The organism is Pseudomonas inefficax (assembly GCF_032164165.1).
GTDB lineage: Bacteria > Pseudomonadota > Gammaproteobacteria > Pseudomonadales > Pseudomonadaceae > Aquipseudomonas > Aquipseudomonas inefficax.
The window spans coordinates 1,232,093-1,246,121 of record NZ_CP134401.1; the positions used below are offsets into that span (position 1 = coordinate 1,232,093).

Consider the following 14,029-nt stretch of genomic DNA (forward strand, 5'->3'; position numbering starts at 1 on the left):
GTGCAACTCCTCAGCGAGGCATAGGTGCATGAAGGCGATAGCCAAGCGTCGCATCGTAAAGATCGGTGCGCCTGTCGCGCGGCAGGTCGTTGAGGCTGTTCCAGATCGGCGCCGAGCGGGCGCTGCTGAGGTCGACATCGGCGTAAAGAATGCACTCCTCCTCTGCATTGGCCACCTCGCCAATGGGCCAGCCATTGGTACCGGCAATCAGTGAACAGCCAAGGAAGCGACCGCCCCGCTCGCTACCTATGCGGTTGGCGGCAGCGATGTAGACGTTGTTGGCGTGCGCCGCTGTCATGGTCAGGTAGGACGCCATGCAGCGCCCTGCTTCATCGAACAGCGGTGGTGGCGTCCATACCCAGTTGTTCAGGCTGCAGATGATGTCGGCGCCTTGCGCGGCCATCAGCCGCGGCACTTCCGGGAACCAGATATCCCAGCAGATCAGCAGGCCGATACGGCCGATCGGTGTCTCGAACACTGGGAAACCCAGATCGCCAGGGGTGAACCAGAGCTTTTCCTGGTTCCACAGGTGGGCTTTGCGGTAATGCCCGAGCAAGCCTTTCGGACCGAACAGTACGGCACTGTCGTAGAGTTTCAACCCCTCGCGTTCGGCAAAACCCGCAGCCAGGTAGACCTGGTACTCCCGGGCGAAATCCGCCCAGGCTTTCAGGCTGCGACCCTCCTCCAGCGTTTCGGCATGGGCATAGGCCTCTGCCCGTGTGTGGAAGGTGTAGCCGGTATTGGCCAACTCGGGTAGCACGATCAGGTTGGCGCCTTCACGCGCCGCGCACCGGGCCAATGCCAGGCCCTTGCTAAGGTTGCCATCGCAATTCTCCAGCCCGACCTGAGGGTCGTACTGGATGACGGCGATACGTACAGGGCTGACGGACGTGCAATGTTCGGACATGGCGGCTTCCTTTTATGGTTGTTTTGGAAGGGCGCCAGTAAAGCGGGGTTGGGCTGGGGAGTGACAGTCGGGGAGTTCCTATGGGATCGAAGGACAAGAGAGGTCTTCCAGTAGGAAATTCCCCACAAAAACTCCCGGATGCAGCTATTTCCCAGCTTGATAATGTGGGTAGTGGTTCAGGGTAAAGCCACCGTTGAACGATGCCGATGTTCTGTTGCACAGGTTGATGACCGCATCGAGCGCCGTGCGTAGACACGGCTCGGTCCAGCCGGCGTCAACAGAGAAGGACTCTCCAGCCAGATACAATCCTGAACTGGCACTCAGATCACGGTTGTACTTCATCAGGCTCACTGCATCGTAATAGGTCCCAGCCCGATACAACTTTGCGCAGCCAAGCGCGTTTCGATCAGTCATCCAACGCTGTATGCGAATGTTGCGGGTATCGATATAAGGCGATATGGGTTCAGCCACGTTGCTGCAGCGAAGGAGGATCCGATCGAGTTCCTTCACGCACTTGTGGGCAAGTTCCTCATCTGAGAACGCGGCCAGTTTCGTTGCATCGTCTTCCCAGGTGTAACTGAGCAGGATGCAGTCATCAGCGTAATGGTCGTTGTAGCGATAGGCATAGACATCGTGAACGAAACTGTCAGTGACCAGAATTTGCGGAAAAGCTAGGTTGCGGTCCAGGAAGCTCTTCTTCAGCGGGGCATAGACCTTACAGCTCGTCTCCCAGTGAGCATGCTTCCAGGCATCCAAGATCGTCTGCGGCAACATCTGACGGCTGAAACCGTCGAGGCGGATGTTGGTTTCGATCAGCCAGGAAGGGATGGTCAAGATCACACTGTCGAAGTCTTCATATTGGACGTTCCCCTGCACCGGATCACTGCAATGCCAACGGTATCCGACCCGTATGCGACCATCCTCCAGCTTTTGTAGGGAACAGACCGAAGTGTCGGTTAGTAACCCATCATCTCGTTGCAGCAGGTGGTCATACAGCGAGGAGCCGCCCATCCCGGCGTCCAGAAACATGAGGCTTTCGTCCATCGCCGCAAGCCCGATATAGGCGGGCCCCTGAAACATCAACCCTTTACTGTCAGGGACGCTGCTGGCTTCAAGATGGGGCGCAACGTAAGGCATACCGTCCTGGTCAACACGCCCATGCACCAACTGTAGGTGACTGCTAAAGCCAAAGATTGCTGTGCGCAGCGGGTACAGGCAGCAGACATCATAAAACGCTCCCCAGCTACCGTCTCCAATCCCGATTGAATAGAAGATGGCCGACTCGTCGCCACTCATACCTAGACCACCAAAATCACCAGGGTTTGCAGGGTCCCAAGCCGCAAGAGCTGGTAAATGCACCAGATCTCTAAACGATAATCGATGGTAGCGCTCGACGATCGCCGACCACATCGATTCCCAGCTTTCAGTGCCATAACCCGCTGCAATACGCTCGGCGAACTGCTCCGCAAAATGGCGCCATTTATCGTAGACCTGCTGAAGCATCGCAGTGGGGGGTGGTGTGTTTCCTTCAGGATTGCGCCAGACCAACAGCACAGGGTCTCTATTACCCTCTAATTGCCCGTTACGAAGATATATTCCAGTGGCATTCACCCAAGGTGTCCCGGGATTTGGAAAATCGGAAATTCGTAGCTCGAACAGCTTGGCGTAATAGGCCATAAGCGAGCGCCCATCTTTCGGGGGTTCGCCAGTCCTGTTGAAGAACGGCATACGCATGGCGCCCATTTCAAAAGGGGTTACAGGCTGCTTTTGATTTCCTGCGTTATTTACCAGCGTGAGATGGCGCCCGCCCACACGCCTGGACTGCTCGATCAAAGTGATACGGGTAAAGCCGCAACGTAGCAATTCACGGGCTGCAGTTAGCCCGGTAACACCAGCACCGACAATACAGATCCGATGATCCGGTTGAGTGGCGCATGCGACTCCGCCCTCTTGTTCGAGTAGACGCCGATAATCAAAGCAAAGATCAGGAGGATTAGGGTAACGCGCAGCCCACGGCTTTACGAGCAGGGATGGCTCGATAGTCAGATCAGCAGGATGGTTGTGTGTAGAGCCGATGGTCATGGTCTCGTGTTCTCTATGAGTTGAGAACATGAGAATGATCAATCACGAGATGCGTGAAGAGGTTGTTAATTAGCACCAACCGGCCACCGCAGGATCGTGAGATCGCTGTGATGGCCGGATTGATGTCAATAAAGCCGTTACGCCTTACACCGCCAGCGCGCGCTCACGCAGCTCGCTGTTGAGGATGCGGTCGTTTTCGCTGTAATCGACCGGGCAGTCGATCACGTGTACACCCGGGGTCTTGATGCAGTGTTCGAGCAACGGCAGCAGGCCTTCGGCGCTTTCCACGCGGTGGCCGTTGGCACCGTAGGCTTCGGCGTACTTGACGAAGTCCGGGTTGCCGTAATCCAGGCCGAAATCGGTGAAGCCCATGTTCGCCTGCTTCCAGCGGATCATGCCGTAGCCGTCGTCACGCAGGATCACCACGGTGATGTGCATGCCCAAACGTACCGCAGTCTCCAGCTCCTGGCTGTTCATCATGAAACCGCCGTCGCCGCACACCGAGATCACCGGGCGGTCCGGGTGCACCAGGTGCGCGGCCATGGCCGATGGCAGGCCGGCGCCCATGGTCGCCAGGGCGTTGTCCAGCAGTACGGTGTTCGGCTTGTGCGCCTTGTAGTTGCGGGCGAACCAGATCTTGTAGATGCCGTTGTCCAGGGCGACGATGCCTTCGGACGGCAGCACGCGACGGATGTCGGCAACCATGCGCTGCGGGTACACCGGGAAGCGGTTGTCGTCGGCACCTTCGGCGATCTGCGCTTCGTTGGCTTCACGAATCGCCATCAGGCGGGTGAAGTCCCAATGGGTGATGTCGGTCAGGGCTTCGCTGATCTGCCATACGGCGTTGGCGATGTCGCCGATCACTTCCACCTGCGGGAAGTACACGGCATCGACTTCGGCAGAGCGGAAGTTGATGTGGATGACTTCGGTACCGCCACGAACCATGAAGAACGGCGGCTTCTCGATCACGTCGTGGCCAATGTTGACGATCAGGTCGGCAGCTTCGACGGCGCGGTGCACGAAGTCACCGGACGACAGTGCAGCGTTGCCCAGGAAGCGCGGATGGCGCTCGTCGACCACGCCTTTGCCCATCTGCGTGGTGATGAACGGGATGCCGGTCTTGTCGATCAGTTGCTTGAGGACCTTGGCAGTCATCTTGCGATTGGCCCCGGCACCGATTACCAGGATCGGGCTGCGGGCTTTCTGCAGTTTTTCCACGGCGGCTTCGATGGCCTTGTGCTCGGCCAGCGGACGCCGGCTCAGGCTAGGCGGGATCGGCAGGCTTTCGGTCTGCTCGGCGGCGATGTCTTCCGGCAGCTCCAGGTGGACCGCGCCCGGCTTCTCTTCTTCGGCCAGGCGGAAGGCTTCGCGCATACGCGCCGGGATGTTGTCGGCGGAGGCGAACTGGTGGGTGTACTTGGTGATGGGGTCCATCATGCCGCACACGTCGATGATCTGGAAACGGCCCTGCTTGGACTTCTTGATCGGCTTCTGGCCGGTGATCATCATCATCGGCATGCCGCCAAGGTAGGCGTAGGCGCTGGCGGTGACCAGGTTGGTGGCGCCAGGGCCAAGGGTCGACAGGCTGACGCCGGTCTTGCCGGTCAGGCGACCGTAAGTGGCGGCCATGAAGCCCGCGGACTGCTCGTGACGGGTCAGTACCAGCTTGATCTTCGACTTGCGCAGGGATTCGAGCAGGTCGAGGTTTTCTTCACCGGGAATGCCGAACACATACTCGACACCTTCGTTTTCCAGGCATTGCACAACGACATCGGCGGCCTTGGCCATCTTGCTTGCTACCTCAAGTGATGGGACGGTGAAAGTCCGGAAATGCGCAGCACGGTACGCTGGCATCGCTCGGCCCGGAGACAGGAGTGCTCCGAACCAAAGTCTTGACGTAGGGTGGGCGCGGGAAAGTCACGTGAATGTGACGGGAATATTGTCGCAGCCGGGGTATTTTGCGGTCGTTGGGCAGCGGAGATTAGAACCGCCCGAAGAAGGCAGCGCGGTGGATGGCACCGGCTTTGCCGGTGTTCGCGGGTGAACCCGCTCCCACAGAGAAGGGTTGTGCAGGCCTGTGGCTTCCGGGCCACAAAGACAAAACCCCTACCTGCATGCGCAGATAGGGGTTTTGCGAAATGAATCTTGACGATGACCTACTCTCACATGGGGAAACCCCACACTACCATCGGCGATGCATCGTTTCACTGCTGAGTTCGGGATGGGATCAGGTGGTTCCAATGCTCTATGGTCGTCAAGAAATTCTGTTGCCAGAATGTCCAGATGGACAGCCCAGCGAATTCGGATATGCGATATTTGTGGTGCTTTTGTGAGCAGTGCGAACTTTCGGTTCGTTTCGTCTTCACCACCGCAATCTGCGTCAGCAAATTGCTTGGGTGTTATATGGTCAAGCCTCACGGGCAATTAGTATTGGTTAGCTCAACGCCTCACAGCGCTTACACACCCAACCTATCAACGTCGTAGTCTTCGACGGCCCTTTAGGGGATTCAAGATCCCAGTGAGATCTCATCTTGAGGCAAGTTTCCCGCTTAGATGCTTTCAGCGGTTATCTCTTCCGAACATAGCTACCCGGCAATGCCACTGGCGTGACAACCGGAACACCAGAGGTTCGTCCACTCCGGTCCTCTCGTACTAGGAGCAGCCCCTCTCAAATCTCAAACGTCCACGGCAGATAGGGACCGAACTGTCTCACGACGTTCTAAACCCAGCTCGCGTACCACTTTAAATGGCGAACAGCCATACCCTTGGGACCGGCTTCAGCCCCAGGATGTGATGAGCCGACATCGAGGTGCCAAACACCGCCGTCGATATGAACTCTTGGGCGGTATCAGCCTGTTATCCCCGGAGTACCTTTTATCCGTTGAGCGATGGCCCTTCCATACAGAACCACCGGATCACTAAGACCTACTTTCGTACCTGCTCGACGTGTTTGTCTCGCAGTCAAGCGCGCTTTTGCCTTTATACTCTACGACCGATTTCCGACCGGTCTGAGCGCACCTTCGTACTCCTCCGTTACTCTTTGGGAGGAGACCGCCCCAGTCAAACTACCCACCATACACTGTCCTCGATCCGGATAACGGACCTGAGTTAGAACCTCAAAGTTGCCAGGGTGGTATTTCAAGGATGGCTCCATGAGAACTGGCGTCCCCACTTCAAAGCCTCCCACCTATCCTACACAAGCAAATTCAAAGTCCAGTGCAAAGCTATAGTAAAGGTTCACGGGGTCTTTCCGTCTAGCCGCGGATACACTGCATCTTCACAGCGATTTCAATTTCACTGAGTCTCGGGTGGAGACAGCGCCGCCATCGTTACGCCATTCGTGCAGGTCGGAACTTACCCGACAAGGAATTTCGCTACCTTAGGACCGTTATAGTTACGGCCGCCGTTTACCGGGGCTTCGATCAAGAGCTTCGCTTGCGCTAACCCCATCAATTAACCTTCCGGCACCGGGCAGGCGTCACACCCTATACGTCCACTTTCGTGTTTGCAGAGTGCTGTGTTTTTAATAAACAGTCGCAGCGGCCTGGTATCTTCGACCGGCATGGGCTTACGGAGCAAGTCCTTCACCCTCGCCGGCGCACCTTCTCCCGAAGTTACGGTGCCATTTTGCCTAGTTCCTTCACCCGAGTTCTCTCAAGCGCCTTGGTATTCTCTACCTAACCACCTGTGTCGGTTTGGGGTACGGTTCCCAGTTATCTGAAGCTTAGGAGCTTTTCTTGGAAGCATGGTATCAACCACTTCGTCGCCTAAAGGCAACTCGTCATCAGCTCTCGGCCTTGAAATCCCGGATTTGCCTAAGATTTCAGCCTACCACCTTAAACCTGGACAACCAACGCCAGGCTGGCCTAACCTTCTCCGTCCCTCCATCGCAATAACTGGAAGTACAGGAATATTAACCTGTTTTCCATCGACTACGCTTTTCAGCCTCGCCTTAGGGACCGACTAACCCTGCGTCGATTAACGTTGCGCAGGAAACCTTGGTCTTTCGGCGTGCGAGTTTTTCACTCGCATTGTCGTTACTCATGTCAGCATTCGCACTTCTGATACCTCCAGCAAGCTTCTCAACTCACCTTCACAGGCTTACAGAACGCTCCTCTACCGCGTCATCGTAAGATGACACCCGTAGCTTCGGTGCATGGTTTGAGCCCCGTTACATCTTCCGCGCAGGCCGACTCGACTAGTGAGCTATTACGCTTTCTTTAAAGGGTGGCTGCTTCTAAGCCAACCTCCTAGCTGTCTAAGCCTTCCCACATCGTTTCCCACTTAACCATGACTTTGGGACCTTAGCTGACGGTCTGGGTTGTTTCCCTTTTCACGACGGACGTTAGCACCCGCCGTGTGTCTCCCATGCTCGGCACTTCCAGGTATTCGGAGTTTGCATCGGTTTGGTAAGTCGGGATGACCCCCTAGCCGAAACAGTGCTCTACCCCCTGGAGTGATACATGAGGCGCTACCTAAATAGCTTTCGAGGAGAACCAGCTATCTCCGAGCTTGATTAGCCTTTCACTCCGATCCACAGGTCATCCGCTAACTTTTCAACGGTAGTCGGTTCGGTCCTCCAGTCAGTGTTACCTAACCTTCAACCTGCCCATGGATAGATCGCCCGGTTTCGGGTCTATACCCAGCGACTAAACGCCCTATTAAGACTCGCTTTCGCTACGCCTCCCCTATTCGGTTAAGCTCGCCACTGAATATAAGTCGCTGACCCATTATACAAAAGGTACGCAGTCACCTAACAAAGTAGGCTCCCACTGCTTGTACGCATACGGTTTCAGGTTCTATTTCACTCCCCTCTCCGGGGTTCTTTTCGCCTTTCCCTCACGGTACTGGTTCACTATCGGTCAGTCAGTAGTATTTAGCCTTGGAGGATGGTCCCCCCATATTCAGACAAAGTTTCTCGTGCTCCGTCCTACTCGATTTCATTGACAAGAGATTTTCGTGTACGGGGCTATCACCCACTATGGCCGCACTTTCCAGAGCGTTCCACTAATCTCAAATCAACTTAAGGGCTGGTCCCCGTTCGCTCGCCACTACTAAGGGAATCTCGGTTGATTTCTTTTCCTCAGGGTACTTAGATGTTTCAGTTCCCCTGGTTCGCTTCTTGCACCTATGTATTCAGTACAAGATACTCAGCTTGTGCTGAGTGGGTTCCCCCATTCAGAGATCTCTGGATCACAGTCTGTTTGCCGACTCCCCAAAGCTTATCGCAGGCTACCACGTCTTTCATCGCCTCTGACTGCCAAGGCATCCACCGTATGCGCTTCTTCACTTGACCATATAACCCCAAGCAATCTGGTTATACTGTGAAGACGACATTCGCCGAAAATTCGCATGTTGCTCTTTCGAGCAGAACTCACAAATTTTACCTTAGCCTGATTAACCAGCAGTGAAACTGGCTATCAGTCTATATCTATCACATATCCGAATTTTTAAAGAACGATCTGACAAAAGTCAGAAATCAACATTCGATCTGAATGCTCATTTCTAAGTTCTGACAAGTTACTGTGTACTGCGGAAGTGGTGGAGCCAAGCGGGATCGAACCGCTGACCTCCTGCGTGCAAGGCAGGCGCTCTCCCAGCTGAGCTATGGCCCCGTATTCTACGGCTGAACCATGTAATGGTAGGTCTGGGCAGATTTGAACTGCCGACCTCACCCTTATCAGGGGTGCGCTCTAACCAACTGAGCTACAGACCTATAACAGGGTCGCGTTACAGCATCGTCTTTTACAATGAATCAAGCAATTCGTGTGGGAGCTCATCAGCAGGCTGATGTCGTCGATTAAGGAGGTGATCCAGCCGCAGGTTCCCCTACGGCTACCTTGTTACGACTTCACCCCAGTCATGAATCACACCGTGGTAACCGTCCTCCCGAAGGTTAGACTAGCTACTTCTGGTGCAACCCACTCCCATGGTGTGACGGGCGGTGTGTACAAGGCCCGGGAACGTATTCACCGCGACATTCTGATTCGCGATTACTAGCGATTCCGACTTCACGCAGTCGAGTTGCAGACTGCGATCCGGACTACGATCGGTTTTGTGAGATTAGCTCCACCTCGCGGCTTGGCAACCCTCTGTACCGACCATTGTAGCACGTGTGTAGCCCAGGCCGTAAGGGCCATGATGACTTGACGTCATCCCCACCTTCCTCCGGTTTGTCACCGGCAGTCTCCTTAGAGTGCCCACCATAATGTGCTGGTAACTAAGGACAAGGGTTGCGCTCGTTACGGGACTTAACCCAACATCTCACGACACGAGCTGACGACAGCCATGCAGCACCTGTGTCAGAGCTCCCGAAGGCACCAATCCATCTCTGGAAAGTTCTCTGCATGTCAAGGCCTGGTAAGGTTCTTCGCGTTGCTTCGAATTAAACCACATGCTCCACCGCTTGTGCGGGCCCCCGTCAATTCATTTGAGTTTTAACCTTGCGGCCGTACTCCCCAGGCGGTCAACTTAATGCGTTAGCTGCGCCACTAAAATCTCAAGGATTCCAACGGCTAGTTGACATCGTTTACGGCGTGGACTACCAGGGTATCTAATCCTGTTTGCTCCCCACGCTTTCGCACCTCAGTGTCAGTATCAGTCCAGGTGGTCGCCTTCGCCACTGGTGTTCCTTCCTATATCTACGCATTTCACCGCTACACAGGAAATTCCACCACCCTCTACCGTACTCTAGCTCGCCAGTTTTGGATGCAGTTCCCAGGTTGAGCCCGGGGCTTTCACATCCAACTTAACGAACCACCTACGCGCGCTTTACGCCCAGTAATTCCGATTAACGCTTGCACCCTCTGTATTACCGCGGCTGCTGGCACAGAGTTAGCCGGTGCTTATTCTGTCGGTAACGTCAAAACAGCAAGGTATTAGCTTACTGCCCTTCCTCCCAACTTAAAGTGCTTTACAATCCGAAGACCTTCTTCACACACGCGGCATGGCTGGATCAGGCTTTCGCCCATTGTCCAATATTCCCCACTGCTGCCTCCCGTAGGAGTCTGGACCGTGTCTCAGTTCCAGTGTGACTGATCATCCTCTCAGACCAGTTACGGATCGTCGCCTTGGTGAGCCATTACCCCACCAACTAGCTAATCCGACCTAGGCTCATCTGATAGCGCAAGGCCCGAAGGTCCCCTGCTTTCTCCCGTAGGACGTATGCGGTATTAGCGTTCCTTTCGAAACGTTGTCCCCCACTACCAGGCAGATTCCTAGGCATTACTCACCCGTCCGCCGCTGAATCAAGGAGCAAGCTCCCGTCATCCGCTCGACTTGCATGTGTTAGGCCTGCCGCCAGCGTTCAATCTGAGCCATGATCAAACTCTTCAGTTCAATACTGCTTGGGTTTTTAAGAAACCCTAAACTTGGCTCAGCAATCTCAAATGACTATGTGATTTCTCGCATGGCCACTTGTGATGCTGATAATCTTTGTGACTATCAGTCCGTACTCACAAGCACCCACACGAATTGCTTGATTCGATTTGTTAAAGAGCGTTTGGTTAAGAGCTTTTCGTCTCAACCGAGGCGCGCATTCTACGCTTTCCTCATTTGCTGTCAAGCGTTTATTTGAAGTTTTTTACAACCAGTTTCTTTCGAAACCCTTCAACCTCAACAACTTACCGCTTGCCTCGAAGCGTTCATCGCTGCGAGGAGGCGAATAATACGCGCTTTGAAATCAGAGTCAACACCTTGATCTGAAAAAACTTTCTGCCGCCGTTTTACCTTTGTCGGCAACTAATGAAAGCGCCGCGAATCTGTAGAAATACACCACCCAACGGAGCGTAGCGGCCATGAGCGATGCGCAAAGCGAGAAAACCCCAGGCCTGTCCGCGGACGAGGAGCAGGAAGTCAGCCTCAACCAACCGCCCCGCGCGGCAGTACTGCACGAGATCATTCGTTACCAGGGCGACCAGGAACTGGAACGCACACTCGCCGCACTATGGTGGTCGGCACTGGCCGCAGGCTTGTCCATGGGGCTGTCGCTCATGGCCATGGGCCTGTTCTACGCTCGCCTGCCTGAGGGCGACAGTGCCCAGGTAATCGCCAGCATCGGCTACAGCGCAGGCTTCCTTGCAGTAATACTGGCGCGCCAGCAGCTGTTCACCGAAAACACCCTGACCGCCGTATTGCCAGTAATGACCACCCCTACCCTGGCCAACTTCGGGCGCCTGCTGCGCCTTTGGAGTGTGGTACTGCTTGGCAACCTTGCCGGGACCTTGCTGGTGGCCTGGGTAATGCTGGAGCTGCCGATCTTCGACAGCAAGACCGACGTGGCCTTCCTGGAGGTGGGCCGCAAGGTAATGATGAACGATGTCAGCCAGATGTTCGCCAAAGGCATCGTATCGGGGTGGATGATCGCCACCATGGTGTGGATGATTCCGTCGATGGAACACGCCAAGATCTGGATCATCCTGATGATCACCTACCTGATGGCCCTGGGCGACTTTACCCATATCGTGGTCGGCTCGGTCGAGGTGTCCTATCTGGTCTGGGCCGGCGATGAAACCTGGAGCAGCTTCTGGCTGGAGTTCGCCTTGCCGACACTGGCGGGCAACATCATCGGCGGCAGCTTCATCTTCGGCTTGATCAGCCATGCTCAGGTGCGCAGCGACAGCGGCAGACCGCCCTCGCGGCTACTGAAAGAACACCAGCCCCCCTCCCTGCGCCGCGACAACGGCAACAAATGAACTTCAGCGTGCCGCTACCACGCGCTCGTTCGCCTGGCCGCGCTGACGCACAGGTAGCGGCTGCCACCAGTTCTGCCCGGCATGTGGCGAGTCAAGGCTGACCCGCTCCCCCATCTGCGGCGTGCTCAGGCGCACCTGTGCCTGGTTGGCCAACGCCAGGATGCGCTCGAACGGCTCCTGCCAGCCGTGGATGGACAGGTCGAAGGTACCGTTGTGAATCGGCAACAACCAGCGCCCGCGTAAATCCAGATGGGCCTGCAGGCTCTGCTCCGGCTGCATGTGCACATCGGGCCAGGCGACGTTGTAGGCCCCGGTCTCGATCAGGGTCAGGTCGAACGGCCCGAAGCGCTCGCCAATCTGCTTGAACCCATCGAAGTAGCCGGTATCACCACTGAAGAATACCCGCACATCTTCGTCGACGATCACCCACGACGCCCACAAGGTCCGGTTGCTGTCCAGCAGCCCACGCCCGGAAAAGTGCTGAGCCGGGGTGGCGACAAAACGTACGCCCTCGACCTCGCTTTCCTGCCACCAGTCCAGCTGCCGCACCTTCCCCGGTGCTACGCCCCAGGTCATCAGCAGGTTGCCTACGCCCAGCGGGGCCAGGAACACACTCGTGCGCGGGGCCAGTTGGCGAATTGCCTGCTCATCCAGATGATCGAAGTGATCGTGGGACAGTACCACCGCAGCCAACGGTGGCAATTGGTCCAGCGCCAGGGGTGGAGCATGGAAACGCAGCGGGCCGGCCCATTGCACCGGCGAGGCGCGCTCGGCGAATACCGGGTCGGTAATAAAGAAGCGCCCGCGCAACTTGAGCAATACCGTGGAATGGCCAAGGCGCCACAGGCTGCGGTCAGGTGCGTCGAGCACCTGCTGGCGAGTCATGGGCTGCAGGCTCACCGGTGTGGCCGGCCGGGTTTCCGGCGGTTTGCTCAGGAACAGATACTTGAGCCCGATGCGCAGCTTCTGCAATACGCCATCCTGCGGCAACGACGCCTGGTTGTGAAAACGCCCTTCCCGCTGGGGCGCCGGCTCGCCGGCAGGGCTGGTCAAGGGGACCATCAGCAACACTCCGAGCAACAGGAAAGCCTTCATGTTACCCCACAGTGATCGGACCAACCGTGAATTGGCTTGTAAGGTCATTTTTCATAGATGAAACACTGTTCAACAATATTCATGAGAGTTATGCGATAAACGGTGCTCCAGCAGAAGAACGATACCAAGATGGATAAACGCAGCGGCAAAGGACTTTCATTCGTCAAACGCATCTACCTGCCGCGAGTCATCGGCCTGGGGATCGGCCTGTTCAGCGTCATGGCCGCCATGGCGCCGCTGTCCCCGCCCACCTGGGCATGGCTGCTGTTACTGTTCAATGGCCTGCTGTGGCCGCATGTGGCCTACCTGTGGGCAGCCCGTTCGGCCACGCCTTACCAGGCAGAACAGCGCAACCTGGTGCTGGACTCCCTGATGGGTGGGTTCTGGACCGCTGCCATCCATTTCAATCCGTTGCCCAGCGTGACCGTGCTGTCGATGATGACCATGAACAACGTCGCCGCCGGCGGCAAGCGCATGGTCGTTCGCGGCGTCCTGGCCCAGCTGACGGGCATGTTCGTCGCCATTCTGCTGCTGGGCCCCGGCCTGCAATTGAACGCTACGCCCCTGCAGGTCTATGCCTGCCTGCCGATGCTGACGCTCTATCCGCTGGCGCTGGGCTGGGTCTGCTACCAACTGGCGATCAAGCTGGCCGACCACAAGCGCCGCCTGAGCACCCTGAGCCTCACGGACAGCCTGACTGGGCTGCTCAACCATGGTGCCTGGAAAGACCTGCTGCTGTTGAAGTTCCAGGCCTGCCAGCAACAGCAGGGCCACGCGGTGATTGCCCTGATCGACATCGACCACTTCAAGACCATCAACGACACCTTCGGCCATGTGGTTGGCGATTGTGTGCTGCGCCAGCTTGGTGCCGAGCTGCGGCACAACCTGCGCGAAGGTGACCAGGCCGGGCGCTACGGCGGTGACGAATTTTGCGTGATCTTGCCCGATACCAGTGAAGCCCAAGCCTGCCAGGCCATGGAGCGCCTGCGCGAGCGGGTCGCCAGCTACCGCAACCCGCAGCTGCCGCACCTGCGCATAAGCCTGAGCATCGGCCTTTCGGCATTCGAGGCCAACCTGGAGTCACCCGAGCACTGGCTCGAACAGGCGGACAAAGCGCTGTACACCGCCAAGCATGCCGGACGCGACCAGGTCAATTTTGCCCGCAGCGACGCTGCGGCGCTCAGGCTGGCCTATCCTGATTGAACCTCCTTCCTGACTAACTGGCGGGAGGCTGCCTGAAGGAGCCGCTCGC

The 14,029-nt window shown here is 56.6% G+C and carries 6 protein-coding genes, 2 tRNA genes and 3 rRNA genes; 2 read left to right on the forward strand and 9 right to left on the reverse strand.

The features are described from left to right. Positions 1–10: 10 nt before the first annotated feature. The 8 genes from RIN61_RS05480 to RIN61_RS05515 all read right to left on the reverse strand — a co-directional run bounded on the left by RIN61_RS05480 (position 11) and on the right by RIN61_RS05515 (position 10,327). Positions 11–907 carry a nitrilase family protein gene (locus RIN61_RS05480; protein WP_313856140.1) on the reverse strand — a complete coding sequence of 299 codons (897 nt, stop codon included), beginning with the start codon at positions 905–907 and terminating at the stop codon, positions 11–13. 144 nt (positions 908–1,051) lie between these two features. Next, on the reverse strand, positions 1,052–2,989 hold the full coding sequence (locus RIN61_RS05485; protein WP_313856142.1) for a flavin monoamine oxidase family protein: 1,938 nt from the start codon (positions 2,987–2,989) through the stop codon (positions 1,052–1,054). Positions 2,990–3,133: 144 nt separating this feature from the next. Further along, entirely contained in the window at positions 3,134–4,777 is a 1,644-nt protein-coding gene (locus RIN61_RS05490) for an acetolactate synthase large subunit (protein ID WP_112253416.1), read from the reverse strand. 355 nt (positions 4,778–5,132) lie between these two features. Continuing rightward, positions 5,133–5,248, reverse strand: a 5S ribosomal RNA gene (gene rrf, locus RIN61_RS05495). A gap of 144 nt (positions 5,249–5,392) precedes the next feature. Then, positions 5,393–8,285 (reverse strand): 23S ribosomal RNA (locus RIN61_RS05500). A gap of 243 nt (positions 8,286–8,528) precedes the next feature. Then, positions 8,529–8,604: transfer RNA gene (locus RIN61_RS05505), tRNA-Ala, on the reverse strand. A gap of 24 nt (positions 8,605–8,628) precedes the next feature. Beyond that, positions 8,629–8,705 (reverse strand) — tRNA-Ile (locus RIN61_RS05510). Positions 8,706–8,790: 85 nt separating this feature from the next. Further along, a 16S ribosomal RNA gene (locus RIN61_RS05515) occupies positions 8,791–10,327 on the reverse strand. Together the 16S, 23S and 5S rRNA genes with 2 tRNA genes alongside form the textbook arrangement of a ribosomal RNA operon. 458 nt (positions 10,328–10,785) lie before the next feature. Between RIN61_RS05515 and RIN61_RS05520 the strand changes: the two genes are divergently transcribed. Then, entirely contained in the window at positions 10,786–11,682 is an 897-nt protein-coding gene (locus tag RIN61_RS05520; RefSeq protein ID WP_313856145.1) for a formate/nitrite transporter family protein, read from the forward strand. A 3-nt stretch (positions 11,683–11,685) separates the two neighbouring features. Here RIN61_RS05520 and RIN61_RS05525 read toward each other — a convergent pair whose 3' ends face one another. Then, on the reverse strand, positions 11,686–12,777 hold the full coding sequence (locus tag RIN61_RS05525) for an MBL fold metallo-hydrolase (RefSeq protein ID WP_313856147.1): 1,092 nt from the start codon (positions 12,775–12,777) through the stop codon (positions 11,686–11,688). Positions 12,778–12,906: 129 nt separating this feature from the next. Here RIN61_RS05525 and RIN61_RS05530 point away from each other — a divergent pair, with 129 nt between their 5' ends. After that, entirely contained in the window at positions 12,907–13,980 is a 1,074-nt protein-coding gene (locus RIN61_RS05530) for a diguanylate cyclase (protein WP_313856150.1), read from the forward strand. The last annotated feature ends 49 nt before the right edge of the window (positions 13,981–14,029 follow it).